This window comes from Shewanella sp. Arc9-LZ, assembly GCF_010092445.1.
Taxonomy (GTDB): domain Bacteria; phylum Pseudomonadota; class Gammaproteobacteria; order Enterobacterales; family Shewanellaceae; genus Shewanella.
This window is the reverse complement of the sequence record NZ_CP048031.1, coordinates 511,591-537,082: the sequence shown is the minus strand read 5'-3', so window position 1 is coordinate 537,082 and position 25,492 is coordinate 511,591. Positions and strand designations below refer to the sequence as shown.

Below are 25,492 nucleotides of genomic sequence, written 5' to 3'. Positions count from 1 at the left end.
TCATCAAGATAACAGACCATGAAAGTCTTGTTAACGCGCCCACAAGGGCGCAATCAAGCAATGGAAGAGCAACTCTCGCTGCGAGACGTTGCTTATCTTGTTACTCCGCTATTATCGGTTGTAGAAACCACAGAACAACTCGATCCTATCCACTTAAATAACACTGACAACTTACTATTTATTAGCACTAATTCAGTGGACTTTGCTGCGCAAAAATTACAACAACAATTTCCGACTCATTGTCGTTATTTTGCAGTAGGTCAAGCTACGGCAGATAGCCTAGCTCAATACAATATCAATGCTTTTACCTCACCTGAAGACAATCAAGATAGTGAAGGTTTATTATCGCTAGCTCAATTACAGAATGTCGATAAACAGTCATTTATCATTGTTCGGGGTTTAGGCGGACGAGAAACACTTGCGGAGCAGTTACGACTGCGAGGCGCCAATGTTAACTATTGGCAAGTCTATCAACGAGCCATACCAAAACTTGACGCTAAAGCGATAACTCAGCAGTGGGAATCGTTTGGAATTGACACCATCGTTGTCACCAGCGGTGAAATATTATCCAACTTAGTTGAGCTTGTACCAAAAGAATTATTTGCATGGCTACGTGCATGTCATATTATAGTCCCCAGTAATCGCGTCGAATTACAAGCAAAAGCAATGGGCTTAAGCCACATTACCAATGCAAATGGAGCAAATACTCAAGCTATACTAGCGAGTCTTGCGTTATAATTTGTTATTGTATTGTTATCTTGCATCGACACGCATTTATTAATATTGCTTTTATTGGTTGTATTTTTGCTTTCAAGGACTGTTCATGGAAAACAATAAAAAAGATCCAAACTCGCCAGCTCACAAGGATGAGAAAGTTATTTCTCCAGCACCAACTCCTGTAGAAAAGCCGACACAGACCAAAAAAGGCAATGCAACCAGCCAAAAATCTGCTGACAGCAAAACCAATAATAACCAGGCAAACTCCTCTGCTAATTCACCTGTAAATAATAGTCGACGCAAAGCGAAACCTAGTTCTTGGTGGATCCGTCTTGGAGTACTGTTCAGTTTACTCGTAGCAATAGTGGCTATTGCAGCTTGTTATTGGCTGTATTTGCAACTGGATCAACAAAGTAATGGCCAAACTCAGTTAGGGCAAAATATCTCTGAGCAAGTAACCCAAAATAAATCGTTAAAATATGAATTACAGCAAACGGCAATGGCAACAAATAAACGCATTGGCACGTTAGAGCAACAACAACTGAATGATACCAAAGCTTATGCGAAATTAGCCCAACTGCAGCAGTCGAATAAACAATTGCAAGAGCGTGTTGCGGTGATTGCACAGCGCAGCCCTAACCATTGGATGGCATCAGAAGCTGAATACCTTGTACGCATGGCGGGTAGAAAACTGTGGTTAGAAAACGATCCACAAACCGCTATTGGTTTATTACAATCGGCAGATGAACGCATTAGTGCGATGAAAGATCCTGCATTAACAGTATTACGCAAAGCGTTAGCAGCTGACATCACCAAAGTTAAAGCATTAAAAACGACTGACATCACCAATACTATCTTTGACTTAGATACCCTTATTGATGGCTTAACACAATTACCATTAAATCGTGTTGATGAAAATTTTGCTGACAATAAAAGCACTCAACAAGTAACTGATTCAATTGATGACTGGCAACAGAATTTGGCCCGAACTTGGCACGATTTAACTGATGGATTCATCACTATCCGTAAACGGACTACTGATCTAGAACCACTATTATCACCTGAGCAGCAATGGTATTTAGTCGAAAATATTCGCAACAAATTATTGCAAGCACAATTAGCATTGTACCGATTTGATCAACTGAATTATCAACAATCTATTTTATTAGCAGACAAGTGGTTACAACAGTATTTTGACTTAAGTGATCCAAAGACCAAAACAATGATTGCGTCTTTAGATAAGCTTGCCAAAGTTAGCATTGAGAAGATTACCCTCAATAAATTTCAAGCATCGCCACTACTGCAGCAACTGGTTATCTATGGTGAAATTATGCCTACTGGGGAGCCTACGCAATGATTAAGACGCTAGTTTATGTTGTTCTCATTTTAATTGGACTGTGTCTTAGTCCACTCATTATTGGGCAAAGCGGTTACATTTACATCGCGATGGGTGACTATCAGATAGAAACCAGCTTAGTGACAGGTGTTGTTGGCTTAATTGTGTTTTATTTTGCGCTGCAATTACTCGAATGGTTAATCATCTTGTTATTAAATATCGTATTAAGTAGCCGATATCTTCCTGAGCAATGGCGAAGAAAAGCCGCTAAAAAACATACGTTAATCGGCGCTTTAGCGTTGGCAAAAGAAGATTGGTCAGCGGCAGAAAAAGCCATGGCAAAAGGGGCTGAAAAAGGTGAAATTCCGGTATTAAATCTATTTGCAGCAGCTAGAGCGGCACACTATCAAGGTGATATTACAGCTCGCGATCATTATTTAACTCAAGCTGAGAAAAACCCAATTGCAAAAACAGCGGTTTATACTTCGCGTACCCGTTATTTAATGAAACAAGGTGAACTGATTAAGGCCCGTGCAATATTAGATAAGCTGAACCCTACAAGCAAAAGTAGCTCCCCAGTGCTTAAATTGGCACAAGAATTATATCAACAACAACACGATTGGCAGGCATTGAAGTTGTTGTTACCAATTCTTAAAAAGCGTCAATTATTAGCTGAAACAGAGTTCAACCAATTAAATACTAAGACCAACAGTATTTTAATGATCAATGCAGCAAAAGTATCTGAAGCTGAGTTAACTAAATGTTGGCATTGGTTAAATAAGTCAGAACGTAAAGAGGATGAACTTATATTAGCTTATGCTCATGGACTTATTCAGTATGGTCATAAAGATCAAGCGCTAAAGTTAATTAATAAACAACTCAATGCTTCGCCATCAGCAGCGTTATTTACAGCAATACCTGATTTAATTACCGCTCAAGATCAAGATATACGTAAATTACTCAGTAAATTAGAAACCACTCATGAAAATGATGCTGACTATCAAATGTGCCTTGCAAGACTAGCGATTCAGAGTCGGGATACTAAACAAGCCAAAATTCATTGGCAAAATGTATGTCGCATAGCACCAACCCATCAATCATGGCTGGCTTTAGCCCAAGCACAAGAACAGTTAGGCGAAAATTCGACAGCGGCTCATAGCTATCGCAATGCAGCTAATATTCTGTAAACAATAAGTATTATTTTTGTACACATCCAAAGCCTGCAATCTTGCAGGCTTTTTTGTCATCAATTTGTTCATTTTATGTTATATCTGCCGATATAATGGTGGTAGAGCTAATCCGTAATTGTGAACTTTTTATGACGGAGAAACGTGTGGTATCAGTTTATGCTCTATGGTATTTATCTATTTTATAACTCTATTTTCAATAATATATTTAACGTTGGTACAACGTCAAAAAATTGACTACTTTAGCAGCGGATGATATTATTAACATATTGTGTCTAAATTAATTTTAATGTTAATACTAGTATTTAATTAAGCATATATTATGCATATTAATGTATTGGTATTATAAGTGTATTAAAGCTGTTGGGAGCTTCAAATGGGATCAATGACTACGTCAAAAAATGGAATACTTTCTGCTTCGGAAGGTTCAGTAACAATAACGATTAACAATGAAACTAAGGAACTACAACTCGGTCAAGTTGTGCCGACTGGTGCAATAGTTGCCAGCAGTAATAACCTTGGTTTCGTGATTACGTTTGATGACGGCACTATTTTTAATAGTGCTAACATTCCTAATGACGAATCGATTAATACATTAGCCGATAACATCGATGATACCATTGTTGAACAAGTAGCAGATCAACAAGCTTTAGATGAAATCGAAGCTTTACAGGCATTGATTGCGTCTGGAGAAGACCCAACTGCAGATTTACCAGAAACCGCGGCTGGCACCCCAACGGCCAACCAAGGTGATTTTGGTTATGTTGCTGTAACAAGAGATGGTGACGAAACACTTGCGGATTCTGGCTACGACACAACCGGACAAGCTGCTGCCCCAACAGCAGTCATTCAAGAAGAAGCTCTTACTGAAAATGATTCCCCATCAGTATTATTCAATGACACTATTACAGTCGGCGAAGATCAAGTTGCTTCTGGCAATGTGTTAGCTAATGACACCGATGCCGACACAGATTTAAGCGTCGTGACATTTGAAGTTGACGGCCAGACCTATCCTGCAGGCACTGAAGTCACGCTTGAGGGTGGTGTGCTAATCATCAATGAAGATGGCTCTTATACCTTCACTCCGAATGAAAACTGGAACGGTACAGTTCCTGTTATTACTTACACCACCAATACTGGTGTTACCGCTACATTAACTATTGAAATCACGCCTGTTGATGATGCGTCCGTTTTGGTCAACGACACCAATACTGTTGCTGAAGACAGTGTAGCAACGGGTAACGTATTAGATAACGACGGTGATGTTGATTCAGATTTAAGCGTGGTGACATTTGAAGTTGACGGCCAAACCTATCCTGCCGGCACTGAAGTCACACTAGATGGCGGTGTGCTGATCATCAATGAAGATGGCTCTTATACCTTCACTCCAAATGAAAACTGGAACGGTACAGTTCCTGTTATTACTTACACTACTAACACTGGTGAAACAGCAACATTAACCATTGAAATCACCCCTGTTGAAGACCCTACGGTAACAGTTAATGATGTTGTCACTGTATCAGAGGACACACCCGCATCAGGCAATGTATTAGATAATGATAGCGATCCAGATTCAGATTTAAGCGTGGTGACATTTGAAGTTGACGGCCAAACCTATCCTGCCGGCACTGAAGTCACGCTTGAGGGCGGTGTGCTGATCATCAATGAAGATGGCTCTTATACCTTCACCCCAAATGAAAACTGGAACGGTACCGTTCCTGTTATTACTTACACTACTAACACTGGTGAAACAGCGACATTAACTATTAATGTAACTCCAGTCGCTGATGGCGCACCTACCGTTGTAATTAATACAGATCTTAATGATGACGGTTTTATTAGTAATGAAGAGCTGAATGGCGCTACAGAAATAAACGTTACTATCGGCCTGGACAACACTGGTGCTCAAGCCGGTGACACACTTATTGTTAATGGCATTGAAATAGTATTAACACAAGAAGATATTGATACTGGTAGCGTAAATCTCAATTTACCAGCTCCTGGTGAAGGTGAAGAAATTGAAGTTGTTGCTGTAGTCGTTGATTCTAATGGTAATACAACGCCTGAAGGAAGTGACTCTGCAATTTTAGATACCACACCACCGGTTATTACAGTCGATGCACCAGCTCTTACAAACGACACTACACCAACTATCACGGGTACGACTGACGCACCTGTAGGCAGTACTGTTACGTTAATTATTACTGATAGTGAAGGTAACGAACAGACCATTACAACGATAGTGAATCCTGATGGAACATATGAAGTCGATGTAGTTGACCCATTGTCAGAAGGAGACTATACCGTTGTCGCTGAAGTTACAGATCCTGCCGGTAATACAGCCACAGATAATGATAATGGGATTGTCGATATAACGTCAACTGCACCAACCGTTGAGTTCAGCGGCATGGGCACTGACGGCGTGTTCAACAGCGATGAGATCGGTACTGACGGCACTGTGACCGCGACCGTGACGCTCGCGACTGGCACCCAAGTTGGCGACACCTTGATTGTCACTGATGGCAATGGCAACACCCTATTTAACGGCCCTGTCACTCAGGACATGCTCGACAACGGCTTTGACGTTGAAGTCCCTGTGACTGCAGGCGCGACCGATGTTGATGTCACCGCGCAAGTGATTGATATCGCCGGTAACCCCTCTGCAACCGCAACAGATACACAACCTGTTGATGCCACCATGGCACCTGCACCCACCGTTGAATTCAGCGGCATGGGCAGCGATGGCGTGTTCAACAGCGATGAGATCGGTACTGACGGCACTGTGACCGCCACCGTGACGCTCGCGACTGGCACCCAAGTCGGCGACACCTTGATTGTCACTGACGGCAATGGCAACACCCTATTTAACGGCCCTGTCACTCAGGACATGCTCGACAACGGCTTTGACGTTGAAGTGCCTGTGACTGCTGGCGCGACCGATGTTGATGTCACCGCGCAAGTAATTGATATCGCCGGTAACCCCTCTGCAACAGCAACAGATACACAACCTGTTGATGCCACCATGGCTCCTGCACCGACCGTTGAGTTCAGCGGCATGGGCAGCGATGGTATCTTCAACAGCGATGAGATCGGCAGCGACGGCACTGTGACCGCGACCGTGACGCTAGCGACTGGCACCCAAGTCGGCGACACCTTGATTGTCACTGATGGCAATGGCAACACCCTATTTAACGGCCCTGTCACTCAAGACATGCTCGACAACGGCTTTGACGTTGAAGTGCCTGTCACTGCAGGCGCGACCGATGTTGATGTCACCGCGCAAGTGATTGATATCGCCGGTAACCCCTCTGCGACTGCTACCGACAACCAGCCTGTGGACAATGTTGCCGCACCTGCACCAATCGTTGAGTTCAGCGGCATGGGCAGCGATGGCGTGTTCAACAGCGATGAGATCGGCAGCGACGGCACTGTGACCGCGACCGTGACGCTAGCGACTGGCACCCAAGTCGGCGACACCTTGATTGTCACTGATGGCAACGGCAACACCCTATTTAACGGCCCTGTCACTCAGGACATGCTCGACAACGGCTTTGACGTTGAAGTGCCTGTGACTGCAGGCGCGACCGATGTTGATGTCACCGCGCAAGTAATTGATATCGCCGGTAACCCCTCTGCGACTGCTACCGACAACCAGCCTGTGGACAATGTTGCCGCACCTGCACCAATCGTTGAATTCAGCGGCATGGGCACTGACGGCGTGTTCAACAGCGATGAGATCGGCAGCGACGGCACTGTGACCGCGACCGTGACGCTAGCGACTGGCACCCAAGTCGGCGACACCTTGATTGTCACTGACGGCAACGGCAACACCCTATTTAATGGCCCTGTCACTCAAGACATGCTCGACAACGGCTTTGATGTTGAAGTCCCTGTCACTGCTGGCGCGACCGATGTTGATGTCACCGCGCAAGTGATTGATATCGCCGGTAACCCATCAGCAACCGCCACCGACAACCAGCCTGTGGACAATGTTGCCGCACCTGCACCCACCGTTGAGTTCAGCGGCATGGGCAGCGATGGCGTGTTCAACAGCGATGAGATCGGTACTGACGGCACTGTGACCGCCACCGTGACGCTAGCGACTGGCACTGAAGTTGGCGACACCTTGATTGTCACTGATGGCAATGGCAACACCCTATTTAACGGCCCTGTCACTCAGGACATGCTCGACAACGGCTTTGACGTTGAAGTCCCTGTGACTGCAGGCGCAACTGATGTTGATGTCACCGCGCAAGTAATTGATATCGCCGGTAACCCCTCTGCAACCGCCACTGATACACAACCTGTTGATGCCACCATGGCTCCTGCACCCACCGTTGAGTTCAGCGGCATGGGCAGCGATGGCGTGTTCAACAGCGATGAGATCGGCAGCGACGGCACTGTGACCGCGACCGTGACGCTAGCGACTGGCACCCAAGTCGGCGACACCTTGATTGTCACTGATGGCAATGGCAACACCCTATTTAACGGCCCTGTCACTCAGGACATGCTCGACAACGGCTTTGACGTTGAAGTGCCTGTGACTGCAGGCGCGACCGATGTTGATGTCACCGCGCAAGTAATTGATATCGCCGGTAACCCCTCTGCGACTGCTACCGACAACCAGCCTGTGGACAATGTTGCCGCACCTGCACCGACCGTTGAGTTCAGCGGCATGGGCAGCGATGGTATCTTCAACAGCGATGAGATCGGCAGCGACGGCACTGTGACCGCGACCGTGACGCTAGCGACTGGCACCCAAGTCGGCGACACCTTGATTGTCACTGATGGCAATGGCAACACCCTATTTAACGGCCCTGTCACTCAGGACATGCTCGACAACGGCTTTGACGTTGAAGTGCCTGTCACTGCTGGCGCGACCGATGTTGATGTCACCGCGCAAGTGATTGATATCGCCGGTAACCCCTCTGCGACTGCTACCGACAACCAGCCTGTGGACAATGTTGCCGCACCTGCACCCACCGTTGAGTTCAGCGGCATGGGCAGCGATGGTATCTTCAACAGCGATGAGATCGGTACTGACGGCACTGTGACCGCCACCGTGACGCTAGCGACTGGCACTGAAGTTGGCGACACCTTGATTGTCACTGATGGCAATGGCAACACCCTATTTAACGGCCCTGTCACTCAGGACATGCTCGACAACGGCTTTGACGTTGAAGTGCCTGTGACTGCAGGCGCGACCGATGTTGATGTCACCGCGCAAGTAATTGATATCGCCGGTAACCCCTCTGCGACTGCTACCGACAACCAGCCTGTGGACAATGTTGCCGCACCTGCACCCACCGTTGAGTTCAGCGGCATGGGCAGCGATGGCGTGTTCAACAGCGATGAGATCGGTACTGACGGCACTGTGACCGCCACCGTGACGCTAGCGACTGGCACTGAAGTTGGCGACACCTTGATTGTCACTGATGGCAATGGCAACACCCTATTTAACGGCCCTGTCACTCAGGACATGCTCGACAACGGCTTTGACGTTGAAGTGCCTGTGACTGCAGGCGCGACCGATGTTGATGTCACCGCGCAAGTGATTGATATCGCCGGTAACCCCTCTGCGACTGCTACCGACAACCAGCCTGTGGACAATGTTGCCGCACCTGCACCGACCGTTGAGTTCAGCGGCATGGGCAGCGATGGTATCTTCAACAGCGATGAGATCGGCAGCGACGGCACTGTGACCGCGACCGTGACGCTAGCGACTGGCACCCAAGTCGGCGACACCTTGATTGTCACTGATGGCAATGGCAACACCCTATTTAACGGCCCTGTCACTCAGGACATGCTCGACAACGGCTTTGACGTTGAAGTGCCTGTCACTGCTGGCGCGACCGATGTTGATGTCACCGCGCAAGTGATTGATATCGCCGGTAACCCCTCTGCGACTGCTACCGACAACCAGCCTGTGGACAATGTTGCCGCACCTGCACCCACCGTTGAGTTCAGCGGCATGGGCACTGACGGCGTGTTCAACAGCGATGAGATCGGTACTGACGGCACTGTGACCGCCACCGTGACGCTAGCGACTGGCACTGAAGTTGGCGACACCTTGATTGTCACTGATGGCAACGGCAACACCCTATTTAATGGCCCTGTCACTCAAGACATGCTCGACAACGGCTTTGACGTTGAAGTCCCTGTCACTGCTGGCGCGACCGATGTTGATGTCACCGCGCAAGTGATTGATATCGCCGGTAACCCCTCTGCGACTGCTACCGACAACCAGCCTGTGGACAATGTTGCCGCACCTGCACCCACCGTTGAGTTCAGCGGCATGGGCACTGACGGCGTGTTCAACAGCGATGAGATCGGTACTGACGGCACTGTGACCGCCACCGTGACGCTAGCGACTGGCACTGAAGTTGGCGACACCTTGATTGTCACTGATGGCAACGGCAACACCCTATTTAATGGCCCTGTCACTCAAGACATGCTCGACAACGGCTTTGACGTTGAAGTCCCTGTCACTGCTGGCGCAACCGATGTTGATGTCACCGCGCAAGTGATTGATATCGCCGGTAACCCCTCTGCGACTGCTACCGACAACCAGCCTGTGGACAATGTTGCCGCACCTGCACCAATCGTTGAATTCAGCGGCATGGGCACTGACGGCGTGTTCAACAGCGATGAGATCGGTACTGATGGCACTGTGACCGCGACCGTGACGCTAGCGACTGGCACCCAAGTTGGCGACACCTTGATTGTCACTGACGGCAACGGCAACACCCTATTTAACGGCCCTGTCACTCAAGACATGCTCGACAACGGCTTTGACGTTGAAGTCCCTGTCACTGCAGGCGCAACCGATGTTGATGTCACCGCGCAAGTGATTGATATCGCCGGTAACCCATCAGCAACCGCCACTGATACACAACCTGTTGATGCCACCATGGCACCTGCACCCACCGTTGAGTTCAGCGGCATGGGCACTGACGGCGTGTTCAACAGCGATGAGATCGGCAGCGACGGCACTGTGACCGCGACCGTGACGCTAGCGACTGGCACCCAAGTTGGCGACACCTTGATTGTCACTGACGGCAACGGCAACACCCTATTTAACGGCCCTGTCACTCAAGACATGCTCGACAACGGCTTTGACGTTGAAGTCCCTGTCACTGCAGGCGCAACCGATGTTGATGTCACCGCGCAAGTGATTGATATCGCCGGTAACCCATCAGCAACCGCCACTGATACACAACCTGTTGATGCCACCATGGCACCTGCACCCACCGTTGAGTTCAGCGGCATGGGCACTGACGGCGTGTTCAACAGCGATGAGATCGGCAGCGACGGCACTGTGACCGCGACCGTGACGCTAGCGACTGGCACCCAAGTTGGCGACACCTTGATTGTCACTGATGGCAACGGCAACACCCTATTTAATGGCCCTGTCACTCAAGACATGCTCGACAACGGCTTTGACGTTGAAGTCCCTGTCACTGCTGGCGCAACCGATGTTGATGTCACCGCGCAAGTGATTGATATCGCCGGTAACCCCTCTGCGACTGCTACCGACAACCAGCCTGTGGACAATGTTGCCGCACCTGCACCAATCGTTGAATTCAGCGGCATGGGCACTGACGGCGTGTTCAACAGCGATGAGATCGGTACTGATGGCACTGTGACCGCGACCGTGACGCTAGCGACTGGCACCCAAGTTGGCGACACCTTGATTGTCACTGACGGCAACGGCAACACCCTATTTAACGGCCCTGTCACTCAGGACATGCTCGACAACGGCTTTGACGTTGAAGTCCCTGTCACTGCTGGCGCGACCGATGTTGATGTCACCGCGCAAGTGATTGATATCGCCGGTAACCCCTCTGCGACTGCTACCGACAACCAGCCTGTGGACAATGTTGCCGCACCTGCACCAATCGTTGAATTCAGCGGCATGGGCAGCGATGGTATCTTCAACAGCGATGAGATCGGTACTGACGGCACTGTGACCGCCACCGTGACGCTAGCGACTGGCACTGAAGTTGGCGACACCTTGATTGTCACTGACGGCAACGGCAACACCCTATTTAACGGCCCTGTCACTCAGGACATGCTCGACAACGGCTTTGACGTTGAAGTGCCTGTCACTGCTGGCGCGACCGATGTTGATGTCACCGCGCAAGTGATTGATATCGCCGGTAACCCCTCTGCAACCGCCACCGACAACCAGCCTGTGGACAATGTTGCCGCACCTGCACCCACCGTTGAGTTCAGCGGCATGGGCAGCGATGGTATCTTCAACAGCGATGAGATCGGTACTGATGGCACTGTGACCGCGACCGTGACGCTAGCGACTGGCACCCAAGTTGGCGACACCTTGATTGTCACTGACGGCAACGGCAACACCCTATTTAACGGCCCTGTCACTCAAGACATGCTCGACAACGGCTTTGACGTTGAAGTCCCTGTCACTGCAGGCGCAACCGATGTTGATGTCACCGCGCAAGTAATTGATATCGCCGGTAACCCATCAGCAACCGCCACCGACAACCAGCCTGTGGACAATGTTGCCGCACCTGCACCCACCGTTGAGTTCAGCGGCATGGGCACTGACGGCGTGTTCAACAGCGATGAGATCGGTACTGATGGCACTGTGACCGCGACCGTGACGCTAGCGACTGGCACCCAAGTTGGCGACACCTTGATTGTCACTGATGGCAACGGCAACACCCTATTTAATGGCCCTGTCACTCAAGACATGCTCGACAACGGCTTTGACGTTGAAGTCCCTGTCACTGCAGGCGCAACCGATGTTGATGTCACCGCGCAAGTAATTGATATCGCCGGTAACCCCTCTGCGACTGCTACCGACAACCAGCCTGTGGACAATGTTGCCGCACCTGCACCAATCGTTGAATTCAGCGGCATGGGCACTGACGGCGTGTTCAACAGCGATGAGATCGGTACTGATGGCACTGTGACCGCGACCGTGACGCTAGCGACTGGCACCCAAGTTGGCGACACCTTGATTGTCACTGACGGCAACGGCAACACCCTATTTAACGGCCCTGTCACTCAGGACATGCTCGACAACGGCTTTGACGTTGAAGTCCCTGTCACTGCTGGCGCGACCGATGTTGATGTCACCGCGCAAGTGATTGATATCGCCGGTAACCCCTCTGCGACTGCTACCGACAACCAGCCTGTGGACAATGTTGCCGCACCTGCACCAATCGTTGAATTCAGCGGCATGGGCAGCGATGGTATCTTCAACAGCGATGAGATCGGTACTGACGGCACTGTGACCGCGACCGTGACGCTAGCGACTGGCACTGAAGTTGGCGACACCTTGATTGTCACTGACGGCAACGGCAACACCCTATTTAACGGCCCTGTCACTCAGGACATGCTCGACAACGGCTTTGACGTTGAAGTGCCTGTCACTGCTGGCGCGACCGATGTTGATGTCACCGCGCAAGTGATTGATATCGCCGGTAACCCCTCTGCAACCGCCACCGACAACCAGCCTGTGGACAATGTTGCCGCACCTGCACCCACCGTTGAGTTCAGCGGCATGGGCAGCGATGGTATCTTCAACAGCGATGAGATCGGTACTGATGGCACTGTGACCGCGACCGTGACGCTAGCGACTGGCACCCAAGTTGGCGACACCTTGATTGTCACTGACGGCAACGGCAACACCCTATTTAACGGCCCTGTCACTCAGGACATGCTCGACAACGGCTTTGACGTTGAAGTCCCTGTCACTGCTGGCGCGACCGATGTTGATGTCACCGCGCAAGTGATTGATATCGCCGGTAACCCCTCTGCAACCGCCACCGACAACCAGCCTGTGGACAATGTTGCCGCACCTGCACCCACCGTTGAGTTCAGCGGCATGGGCACTGACGGCGTGTTCAACAGCGATGAGATCGGTACTGATGGCACTGTGACCGCGACCGTGACGCTAGCGACTGGCACCCAAGTTGGCGACACCTTGATTGTCACTGATGGCAACGGCAACACCCTATTTAATGGCCCTGTCACTCAAGACATGCTCGACAACGGCTTTGACGTTGAAGTCCCTGTCACTGCTGGCGCAACCGATGTTGATGTCACCGCGCAAGTGATTGATATCGCCGGTAACCCCTCTGCAACCGCCACCGACAACCAGCCTGTGGACAATGTTGCCGCACCTGCACCAATCGTTGAATTCAGCGGCATGGGCAGCGATGGTATCTTCAACAGCGATGAGATCGGTACTGACGGCACTGTGACCGCGACCGTGACGCTAGCGACTGGCACTGAAGTTGGCGACACCTTGATTGTCACTGACGGCAACGGCAACACCCTATTTAACGGCCCTGTCACTCAAGACATGCTCGACAACGGCTTTGACGTTGAAGTCCCTGTCACTGCTGGCGCAACCGATGTTGATGTCACCGCGCAAGTGATTGATATCGCCGGTAACCCATCAGCAACCGCCACTGATACACAACCTGTTGATGCCACCATGGCACCTGCACCCACCGTTGAGTTCAGCGGCATGGGCAGCGATGGCGTGTTCAACAGCGATGAGATCGGTACTGATGGCACTGTGACCGCGACCGTGACGCTAGCGACTGGCACCCAAGTCGGCGACACCTTGATTGTCACTGATGGCAATGGCAACACCCTATTTAACGGCCCTGTCACTCAGGACATGCTCGACAACGGCTTTGACGTTGAAGTGCCTGTGACTGCTGGCGCGACCGATGTTGATGTCACCGCGCAAGTAATTGATATCGCCGGTAACCCCTCTGCAACCGCAACAGATACACAACCTGTTGATGCCACCATGGCACCTGCTCCCACCGTTGAGTTCAGCGGCATGGGCACTGACGGCGTGTTCAACAGCGATGAGATCGGCAGCGACGGCACTGTGACCGCGACCGTGACGCTAGCGACTGGCACCCAAGTTGGCGACACCTTGATTGTCACTGATGGCAATGGCAACACCCTATTTAACGGCCCTGTCACTCAGGACATGCTCGACAACGGCTTTGACGTTGAAGTGCCTGTCACTGCTGGCGCGACCGATGTTGATGTCACCGCGCAAGTGATTGATATCGCCGGTAACCCATCAGCAACCGCCACCGACAACCAGCCTGTGGACAATGTTGCCGCACCTGCACCCACCGTTGAGTTCAGCGGCATGGGCACTGACGGCGTGTTCAACAGCGATGAGATCGGCAGCGACGGCACTGTGACCGCGACCGTGACGCTAGCGACTGGCACCCAAGTCGGCGACACCTTGATTGTCACTGATGGCAATGGCAACACCCTATTTAACGGCCCTGTCACTCAGGACATGCTCGACAACGGCTTTGACGTTGAAGTGCCTGTGACTGCAGGCGCGACCGATGTTGATGTCACCGCGCAAGTAATTGATATCGCCGGTAACCCCTCTGCGACTGCTACCGACAACCAGCCTGTGGACAATGTTGCCGCACCTGCACCGACCGTTGAGTTCAGCGGCATGGGCAGCGATGGCGTGTTCAACAGCGATGAGATCGGTACTGATGGCACTGTGACCGCGACCGTGACGCTAGCGACTGGCACCCAAGTCGGCGACACCTTGATTGTCACTGATGGCAATGGCAACACCCTATTTAACGGCCCTGTCACTCAGGACATGCTCGACAACGGCTTTGACGTTGAAGTGCCTGTGACTGCAGGCGCGACCGATGTTGATGTCACCGCGCAAGTGATTGATATCGCCGGTAACCCATCAGCAACCGCCACTGATACACAACCTGTTGATGCCACCATGGCACCTGCACCAATCGTTGAATTCAGCGGCATGGGCAGCGACGGCGTGTTCAACAGCGATGAGATCGGTACTGATGGCACTGTGACCGCCACCGTGACGCTAGCGACTGGCACCCAAGTTGGCGACACCTTGATTGTCACTGACGGCAACGGCAACACCCTATTTAACGGCCCTGTCACTCAAGACATGCTCGACAACGGCTTTGACGTTGAAGTCCCTGTCACTGCAGGCGCAACCGATGTTGATGTCACCGCGCAAGTAATTGATATCGCCGGTAACCCATCAGCAACCGCCACCGACAACCAGCCTGTGGACAATGTTGCCGCACCTGCACCCACCGTTGAGTTCAGCGGCATGGGCACTGACGGCGTGTTCAACAGCGATGAGATCGGTACTGATGGCACTGTGACCGCGACCGTGACGCTAGCGACTGGCACCCAAGTTGGCGACACCTTGATTGTCACTGATGGCAACGGCAACACCCTATTTAATGGCCCTGTCACTCAAGACATGCTCGACAACGGCTTTGACGTTGAAGTCCCTGTCACTGCTGGCGCAACCGATGTTGATGTCACCGCGCAAGTGATTGATATCGCCGGTAACCCCTCTGCGACTGCTACCGACAACCAGCCTGTGGACAATGTTGCCGCACCTGCACCCACCGTTGAGTTCAGCGGCATGGGCACTGACGGCGTGTTCAACAGCGATGAGATCGGTACTGATGGCACTGTGACCGCGACCGTGACGCTAGCGACTGGCACCCAAGTTGGCGACACCTTGATTGTCACTGATGGCAACGGCAACACCCTATTTAACGGCCCTGTCACTCAGGACATGCTCGACAACGGCTTTGACGTTGAAGTGCCTGTGACTGCAGGCGCGACCGATGTTGATGTCACCGCGCAAGTAATTGATATCGCCGGTAACCCCTCTGCGACTGCTACCGACAACCAGCCTGTGGACAATGTTGCCGCACCTGCACCGACCGTTGAGTTCAGCGGCATGGGCAGCGATGGCGTGTTCAACAGCGATGAGATCGGTACTGATGACACTGTGACCGCGACCGTGACGCTAGCGACTGGCACCCAAGTCGGCGACACCTTGATTGTCACTGATGGCAATGGCAACACCCTATTTAACGGCCCTGTCACTCAGGACATGCTCGACAACGGCTTTGACGTTGAAGTGCCTGTGACTGCAGGCGCGACCGATGTTGATGTCACCGCGCAAGTGATTGATATCGCCGGTAACCCCTCTGCGACTGCTACCGACAACCAGCCTGTGGACAATGTTGCCGCACCTGCACCAATCGTTGAATTCAGCGGCATGGGCACTGACGGCGTGTTCAACAGCGATGAGATCGGCAGCGACGGCACTGTGACCGCGACCGTGACGCTAGCGACTGGCACCCAAGTCGGCGACACCTTGATTGTCACTGATGGCAATGGCAACACCCTATTTAACGGCCCTGTCACTCAGGACATGCTCGACAACGGCTTTGACGTTGAAGTGCCTGTGACTGCAGGCGCGACCGATGTTGATGTCACCGCGCAAGTAATTGATATCGCCGGTAACCCCTCTGCGACTGCTACCGACAACCAGCCTGTGGACAATGTTGCCGCACCTGCACCGACCGTTGAGTTCAGCGGCATGGGCAGCGATGGCGTGTTCAACAGCGATGAGATCGGTACTGATGGCACTGTGACCGCGACCGTGACGCTAGCGACTGGCACCCAAGTCGGCGACACCTTGATTGTCACTGATGGCAATGGCAACACCCTATTTAACGGCCCTGTCACTCAGGACATGCTCGACAACGGCTTTGACGTTGAAGTGCCTGTGACTGCAGGCGCGACCGATGTTGATGTCACCGCGCAAGTGATTGATATCGCCGGTAACCCCTCTGCGACTGCTACCGACAACCAGCCTGTGGACAATGTTGCCGCACCTGCACCAATCGTTGAATTCAGCGGCATGGGCACTGACGGCGTGTTCAACAGCGATGAGATCGGCAGCGACGGCACTGTGACCGCGACCGTGACGCTAGCGACTGGCACCCAAGTCGGCGACACCTTGATTGTCACTGATGGCAATGGCAACACCCTATTTAATGGCCCTGTCACTCAAGACATGCTCGACAACGGCTTTGACGTTGAAGTCCCTGTGACTGCAGGCGCAACTGATGTTGATGTCACCGCGCAAGTAATTGATATCGCCGGTAACCCCTCTGCAACCGCCACTGATACACAACCTGTTGATGCCACCATGGCTCCTGCACCCACCGTTGAGTTCAGCGGCATGGGCAGCGATGGCGTGTTCAACAGCGATGAGATCGGTACTGACGGCACTGTGACCGCGACCGTGACGCTAGCGACTGGCACCCAAGTCGGCGACACCTTGATTGTCACTGATGGCAATGGCAACACCCTATTTAACGGCCCTGTCACTCAGGACATGCTCGACAACGGCTTTGACGTTGAAGTGCCTGTGACTGCTGGCGCGACCGATGTTGATGTCACCGCGCAAGTGATTGATATCGCCGGTAACCCCTCTGCAACCGCAACAGATACACAACCTGTTGATGCCACCATGGCACCTGCTCCCACCGTTGAGTTCAGCGGCATGGGCACTGACGGCGTGTTCAACAGCGATGAGATCGGCAGCGACGGCACTGTGACCGCGACCGTGACGCTAGCGACTGGCACCCAAGTTGGCGACACCTTGATTGTCACTGATGGCAATGGCAACACCCTATTTAACGGCCCTGTCACTCAGGACATGCTCGACAACGGCTTTGACGTTGAAGTGCCTGTCACTGCTGGCGCGACCGATGTTGATGTCACCGCGCAAGTGATTGATATCGCCGGTAACCCATCAGCAACCGCCACCGACAACCAGCCTGTGGACAATGTTGCCGCACCTGCACCCACCGTTGAGTTCAGCGGCATGGGCACTGACGGCGTGTTCAACAGCGATGAGATCGGCAGCGACGGCACTGTGACCGCGACCGTGACGCTAGCGACTGGCACCCAAGTCGGCGACACCTTGATTGTCACTGATGGCAATGGCAACACCCTATTTAACGGCCCTGTCACTCAGGACATGCTCGACAACGGCTTTGACGTTGAAGTGCCTGTGACTGCAGGCGCGACCGATGTTGATGTCACCGCGCAAGTAATTGATATCGCCGGTAACCCCTCTGCGACTGCTACCGACAACCAGCCTGTGGACAATGTTGCCGCACCTGCACCGACCGTTGAGTTCAGCGGCATGGGCAGCGATGGCGTGTTCAACAGCGATGAGATCGGTACTGATGGCACTGTGACCGCGACCGTGACGCTAGCGACTGGCACCCAAGTCGGCGACACCTTGATTGTCACTGATGGCAATGGCAACACCCTATTTAACGGCCCTGTCACTCAGGACATGCTCGACAACGGCTTTGACGTTGAAGTGCCTGTGACTGCAGGCGCGACCGATGTTGATGTCACCGCGCAAGTGATTGATATCGCCGGTAACCCCTCTGCGACTGCTACCGACAACCAGCCTGTGGACAATGTTGCCGCACCTGCACCAATCGTTGAATTCAGCGGCATGGGCACTGACGGCGTGTTCAACAGCGATGAGATCGGCAGCGACGGCACTGTGACCGCGACCGTGACGCTAGCGACTGGCACCCAAGTCGGCGACACCTTGATTGTCACTGACGGCAACGGCAACACCCTATTTAATGGCCCTGTCACTCAAGACATGCTCGACAACGGCTTTGATGTTGAAGTCCCTGTGACTGCAGGCGCGACCGATGTTGATGTCACCGCGCAAGTGATTGATATCGCCGGTAACCCCTCTGCTGTGGCAACCGATGTGCAAGGCGTCGATAGAACGGCACCCTCTGCACTGTCAATTATTATTGTAGACGATGGAGTCCCTGGAGACGGTTGGTTAAATTATAATGAAATAGCTGCCAATGGTAATGGGATACAAATTAAAGCTGAAGTAGATAATGCAGACCTTGTTGCAGGTGGTTTTGTTTCAATATCCATAACAGTCAATGGTTATGATGTTTCATTTGATCTGAAACTCGAAAATGGTCAATTAGTTAATTTAGATGGTTCAACAACTGGTATAGCTTTCAATTACGACAATGGTGAGATCACATGGACAGCAGATGTTCCAAGTCCAGGTGAACAAATTACCGTTGAAATAACTCAAACTGATGCCGCAGGTAACGAATCAACAGCTGTTAATGATACTGCATCGATAAACAATGTTGATGCTAATGATGACCTTCCTGGTACATCATTTAGTGTGACTTCAGGTGCAACTAACGCTTGGACAATTCCTCAATCAAACGGCCAGAGCTTAATGAAAATATCAGCTCGTACAGCTGATGGCTCAATGGGTGTAGTTAACATAGAATCTGGTACTAACAAACTCGGTGTCGCAGGCTCACCACGAACTTCAGACCAAATTGCCGGACAAATCGAATATGATTCAGCTACCGCGACATCTGAATCAATTGTGATTGACTTTAATGGATTAGTTAATAAGGCGACATTCAGTGTTTCAAACATGTTCTCTAATGAAAATAATGGTGAACAAGGTGTTTGGAAGGCTTATTACAATGGTCAATTAGTTGCAAGTGAAACGTTTAAGACGACTTCAGGTGACGCAGGTACTTTCAGTATTGATACCGGTAATATTGTCTTCGACCAACTGGTATTTGAAGCAACTAAAACCATTAGTGAAGCAAATGGTGGCGCAGCATTAACTGACTCATCTGATTATTTCCTGACAAATGTTGCCGCATCTGGTCCTGCTATTATGGGAACCTACTTAGTGTCAGAAGATGGCGTATTAACCATTTCGAACACGAGTCAAGGTCTACTTAATAATGACTCTGATGCCCAGGGAAACACATTTGCTCTAACTGGAGTAAATGGTTCAATAGTTACAGATGGTCAGGTAGTTATATTACCAAGCGGCGCACTGCTAACTATTCACAGTGATGGTACTTATTCTTATGACACAAACGATTCATTTGAAGCACTGACTGCTGGGCAACTTGCAACGGATACCTTTACTTATACAGTAACAGATCAATATGGTGCTACCGACACAGCGACAGTGACGATTAACATTGTTGGAGAAGCTGACGCTAGCTCCACTTATGTCAGTTATAACGGCAATCCGGGTAATGACGTGATTAAAGGAACGCCAAATAACGATATTATTGTCAGTGATCAACAAGGTTTACAGATTGTTGCTGGAGAAAATTACAATATAGCCTTTATTTTTGATACTTCAGGCAGTATGTCCGGTGTTATTGCTGAAGCTAAAACGCAATTGGAAGCGGTATTTGAGTCTCTAGCAAATAGCGCAACAAGCTCTCATAGCGGTATTGTAAATGTGTTACTGACTAACTTTGCATCAGGCTCAAATTACTCTGTTTCAGTAAATATGGACGACTCAAATGCGGTCCAAACACTGCTTACTGAATTAGCAAAAATGAGCGCGAGTGGTTCTACTAACTATGAAGCTGGTTTTGAGTCTGCAATAAATTGGTTTACTAGCAGCACAGTGTTAAATAATGTTGGAAATAATATTTCTTACTTCATTACTGATGGCTCACCAAATGCGCAAACAATTGATACTAATACTTCAACAGTATTAATGAGTTATGATGTTACGACCAGTAGCTATCAAACCTTAAGTAGTTTGTTGACCTCTAATAACTATTCTAAAGGCCAAGTCATCAGCATAGATGGTCAAGTCGTTGTCAATGCTAGCGGTGCAGTGTATTCACCATACACAGGCGCTAAAATTGGCCAATTAAGCTTTAACACTGATAATAGTGTTAAAAGCTTTACAGACAATGGAACAAATACAACCGCACAGGCGCTACATGCATTTAACTTACTCGCTGCAGTTTCGGAAGTTGAAGCAATCAGCTTAGCCAGTGCAAACGGTGGCACCACTGTTAATGAAGCTAACTTGAAGCTATACGATACAGACGGCAATGTTCGTGCGTCGATTGATGTATCTGATTTATCAAGCATCATCACAGGTTCTGAGACATTACAATCACAAGGTGACGACAATACTGTCGGGAACCAAGGTGATGACATTATCTTTGGTGACTTAGTTCGATTTAGCGGTTCATCAGAGCAAGGGTATGTCGCTTTACAAACCTATGTTGCAGATAAAACGGGCCAAAATGTTGGTGATGTTGATGTAAGAGCAGTGCATGATTACATTCGTGACCATGTAAATGAGTTTAATATCAACAACCAAAATGATGGTAACGACATTCTTGATGGCGGTATTGGTGACGATATTCTGTTTGGCCAAGGTGGCAACGATGTTATCTATGGTGGTGAAGGTAATGACGTTCTTATTGGCGGCCTAGGTAATGACACTCTGATTGGTGGCTTGGGTAACGATACCTTTGTATGGTCTAAGGGCGATACTGGTACCGATACGATTAAAGACTTCGAAGTCAATAATGACTCCCTTCATATCAGTGATTTATTGCAGAATGAACAGAACGGCGATTTAGATAACTACTTAGATTTCTCGTTCAGTAATGGCAGCACGACAATTTCTATCGATGCCGACCATAATGGTAGTATTGACCAAGTTATTGTTCTGGATGGTGTAGATCTGTCGCAAGAATACGGTAGCACCACAGACGGAGTGATCATTAATGGTTTACTTAATGATGGTGCACTCATTGTAGATACTGCAACCGTCAACCCTGCTCCATCGCCAGGAACCAGTCATGCTGATCTATTTGATCAACATAATGGAAATATTATTCCTTAATAACAACACATTGACTGCGTCGCATAGTATTATGTGGCGCATATTTGATTATTCTAACAATACACATTAAGGACAATGATTAGGTGCCTATAACTGCGTCTAACAAAAGTGAGCAGTGGACGATCTCTGCTTCCCAGCGGGTAACGGTCGATCCGTTACTCGATTGTTTGGTTTTATTAACTGAACATTTTGGAAGCCCTTGCTCAATAGATTCCCTTGCGGCAGGTCTTCCTTTGTCTGGTGCAGTCATTACGCCCGATTTAATTCCTCAAGCCGCGGCAAGGGCTGGGCTATCAGCTAAATTATCACGTAAAGATTTGAATCAAATCTCTGAAATATTATTACCTTGTATCTTATTATTGAAAGATAAAAAGGCCTGTATTCTAAGAGAGATCGATCTAGAGCAAGACAAAGCCGTTATACAATTACCTGAAACGGGCGGCGAAGATACTCTGACGATTGAAGGTTTAGAAACCTTATATGTAGGTTACTTATTTTTAGTTAAACAAGATTACCGTGGTGACAAAAGTTTTGATGTTCATCTGCATGACAGCAAAACACATTGGCTACTGCAAAGTATTAAAGACTCTGCTCCTATTTACCGAGATGCTCTAATAGCCTCAGTATTGGTCAACCTTTTTGCCTTGGTTTCACCACTATTTATTATGAATGTCTATGACAAAGTGGTACCCAATCTCGCATTTGAATCACTATGGGTTTTAGCCATTGGGGCAAGTATTGCTTATATATTCGACTTTATAATGCGCCAATTACGCAGCTATTTAATTGATATAGCGGGTAAAAAAGTCGACATTATTGTTTCTTCAAAACTATTTGCAAAAGCCATTGGTATTCCACTATCTAAGCGTTCACCAAGCGTAGGAGGAATGGCAAGACAATTAGGTGAGTTTGACAGTATTCGGGAGTTTTTGACCTCTGCAACGATTACTGCGTTGGTTGATCTACCGTTTGCATTACTGTTCGTGATCATCATTTATATTGTTGCTGGCGATTTAGCTATTATTCCGGTTATTGGCAGCTTGATCATTATCGCAGTCACCTTTTATCTACAACCTAAACTGAAGCAAGCAATTGAAGAAAGTAACCGCTTTGCCAGTTTAAAGCATGGCCATTTAATTGAAAGTTTAACCGCGTTAGAGTCAATTAAAGCCAATGGTGCCGAAGGGTTAGTACAAAAAAGCTGGCAACAAATGATTGGCCATACAGCCAATTGGCAGCTCAAAACCAAAAAACTGTCTAATTATGTCAGCCATATAGCTAATTTTATGGTGCAATTAACCGTGGTATTAGTGGTGATATTAGGTGTGTATCGACTAGCAGAAAACGAAATTTCCATGGGTGGGATCATTGCCGCGGTCATGCTATCTAGCCGAGCTATATCTCCGATGGCTCAATTAGCAGGGTTAATTACCCGAGGTAATCATACCATCAGTTCACTGCGCCAATTAGACGCAATAATGGAACAAGAAGATGAATTTGAAGACAAAGGAAACCTAGCCAGCAAAGAACGATTTATGGGAAAAATTGAAGCGGATAATATCAGTTTTAGCTTCCCTGGCTCCGAAAAACCAAGCCTACACCCTTTATCAATACACATTAATCCTGGTGAGCGCATCGCCATTATCGGTCGTAACGGCTCAGGTAAAAGCACCCTAGCCAAATTACTACTCGGATTGTACAAACCAACTCAAGGCAGCCTGCGCTATGATGGATTAGATGCAGGACAGATTCACCCTAGCGACCTAAGACGTAACTTTGGCTATTTACCTCAAGACGTCACCTTGTTTCATGGGACTATTCGCGACAATATTTTATTCGGTTCTAGGCAAGTGACTGAACATCAATTAATAAGAGCTATCCAGCTTTCTGGTGTAAGTATGTTTACTAACTTAGAGTCTGAAGGATTAGATCAACAAGTTGGTGAAGGAGGCTTGTCACTCAGTCGTGGCCAACGACAAACCGTCGCTTTAGCCAGAGCAACATTGAATGATCCCTCGATATTATTAATGGATGAACCAACAGCAAGCCTGGATGCTAGAGCAGAAAAACAGTTTATTCGCTCAATGCAATTGGTTAGTCGCGACAGAACATTATTACTCATTACCCATAAAATGCATTTATTAAATCTAGTCGATCGCATTATTGTGTTAGAACGTGGACATGTAGTGGCTGATGGTCCTAAAGATGAAGTCCTTGCGAAACTTAATGCAGGGACAATTGCTGGAGCCCAAAACTCATGAGTAAGCATCTTACCGTAGCCGACTTAGAAATGGTTGATGACGTTTATGGTGCCATGATGACTGACGCCCCGTCAGGACATCGTCTTATCATATGGTCACTGTCCGCAATGATGGTGTGTTTTTTTATTTGGGCTTACTTCTCAGAATTAGATCAGGTGACATCAGGAACGGGTAAAGTTATTCCGTCGTCACAGATTCAAATTATCCAAAGTCTAGATGGCGGAATTTTGCAGGAAATCTATGTCCAAGAAGGGAGTATGGTCACTAAAGGACAACCTTTAGCCCGGATTGATGACACCCGATTCCGCTCCGATTTTGACCAACAAGAACAAGAAGTGTTCGGATTACAAACTAATATTATTCGCATGCGCACCGAATTAGACAGTATTATTATTTCAGATATGTCTTCAGACTGGCGCCAACAGGTCAAAATAACCAAGCAAAATTTGGTATTTCCGCAGACCATTATTGACGAAGAGCCAGAACTGGTTAGGCGTCAACAAGAAGAATATTCAATTCGGTTGGATAATTTAAGCAACCAATTAGAAATTCTTGTACGTCAGATCCAACAACGTCAGCAAGAAATAGAAGAGTTGGCCTCTAGAATTAGTACCCTTACGACGAGTTATCAATTAGTATCTCGCGAGCTTGAATTGACTCGACCACTTGCTCGAAAAGGCATTGTTCCGGAAGTTGAACTGCTCAAACTTGAGCGCACAGTGAATGATATTCAAGGTGAATTACAATCGGTTAGGCTTTTACGTCCAAAAGTGAAAGCGTCTATGGATGAAGCCATTTTAAAGCGCCGAGAAGCTGTATTTGTTTATGCCACTGATTTACGTGCACAGCTCAATGAAATGCAAACCAAATTATCACGTATGAATCAGGCACAAAAAGGCGCATTTGATAAGGTCAGTAAAGCCGTCATTGCCTCGCCTGTTATAGGCACCATTAAAAAAATTAACTTTAATACCTTAGGTGGCGTTGTACAGCCAGGTGAAGAGATTATGGAAATTGTTCCATCAGAAGATAAACTGCTGATAGAAACCAAAATCACTCCTAAAGATATTGCTTTTTTACATCCGGGATTACCCGCTATCGTAAAAGTCACCGCATATGACTTTACCCGTTATGGCGGGCTAAAAGGAACCGTTGAACACATTAGCGCCGATACGTCACAGGATGAAGAAGGCAATAGTTTCTATATTGTAAAAGTGCGAACACAAGAGTCCAGTTTAATGAAAGACGATGGCACAGAGATGCCAATAATTCCAGGGATGCTCACTTCAGTAGATGTCATCACGGGAAAAAAATCCATACTTGAGTACATTTTAAATCCAATTTTAAGAGCGAAAGATACCGCCCTTAGAGAGCGCTAAGAAGAACCGGGAGG

6 protein-coding genes are annotated in these 25,492 nt (G+C 49.0%); all 6 read left to right on the top strand.

Features of this window, described 5'->3' with window-relative positions; genetic code table 11:
- The first annotated feature begins 18 nt into the window (after nucleotides 1–18).
- The 6 genes from GUY17_RS02425 (at nucleotide 19) to GUY17_RS02400 (ending at nucleotide 25,478) form a co-directional block, all read left to right on the top strand.
- Complete coding sequence (locus tag GUY17_RS02425) at nucleotides 19–738, top strand: uroporphyrinogen-III synthase (protein WP_101086285.1); 720 nt, start codon at nucleotides 19–21, stop codon at nucleotides 736–738.
- A gap of 85 nt (nucleotides 739–823) precedes the next feature.
- Nucleotides 824–2,074, top strand: coding sequence for a uroporphyrinogen-III C-methyltransferase (locus GUY17_RS02420; RefSeq protein ID WP_162022193.1), 1,251 nt, complete (start codon nucleotides 824–826; stop codon nucleotides 2,072–2,074).
- A complete protein-coding gene (locus tag GUY17_RS02415) occupies nucleotides 2,071–3,240 on the top strand; it encodes a heme biosynthesis HemY N-terminal domain-containing protein (protein WP_162022192.1) in 1,170 nt (389 codons plus the stop codon). Before GUY17_RS02420 ends, GUY17_RS02415 begins: the two co-directional genes overlap by 4 nt.
- Before the next feature lie 376 nt (nucleotides 3,241–3,616).
- Nucleotides 3,617–21,838, top strand: coding sequence for a type I secretion C-terminal target domain-containing protein (locus GUY17_RS02410; protein ID WP_162021951.1), 18,222 nt, complete (start codon nucleotides 3,617–3,619; stop codon nucleotides 21,836–21,838).
- An 83-nt stretch (nucleotides 21,839–21,921) separates the two neighbouring features.
- Complete coding sequence (locus GUY17_RS02405; RefSeq protein ID WP_162022191.1) at nucleotides 21,922–24,099, top strand: type I secretion system permease/ATPase; 2,178 nt, start codon at nucleotides 21,922–21,924, stop codon at nucleotides 24,097–24,099.
- A complete protein-coding gene (locus GUY17_RS02400) occupies nucleotides 24,096–25,478 on the top strand; it encodes an HlyD family type I secretion periplasmic adaptor subunit (protein ID WP_101087235.1) in 1,383 nt (460 codons plus the stop codon). The genes GUY17_RS02405 and GUY17_RS02400 overlap by 4 nt, the downstream gene beginning before the upstream one ends.
- Nucleotides 25,479–25,492: the final 14 nt, after the last annotated feature.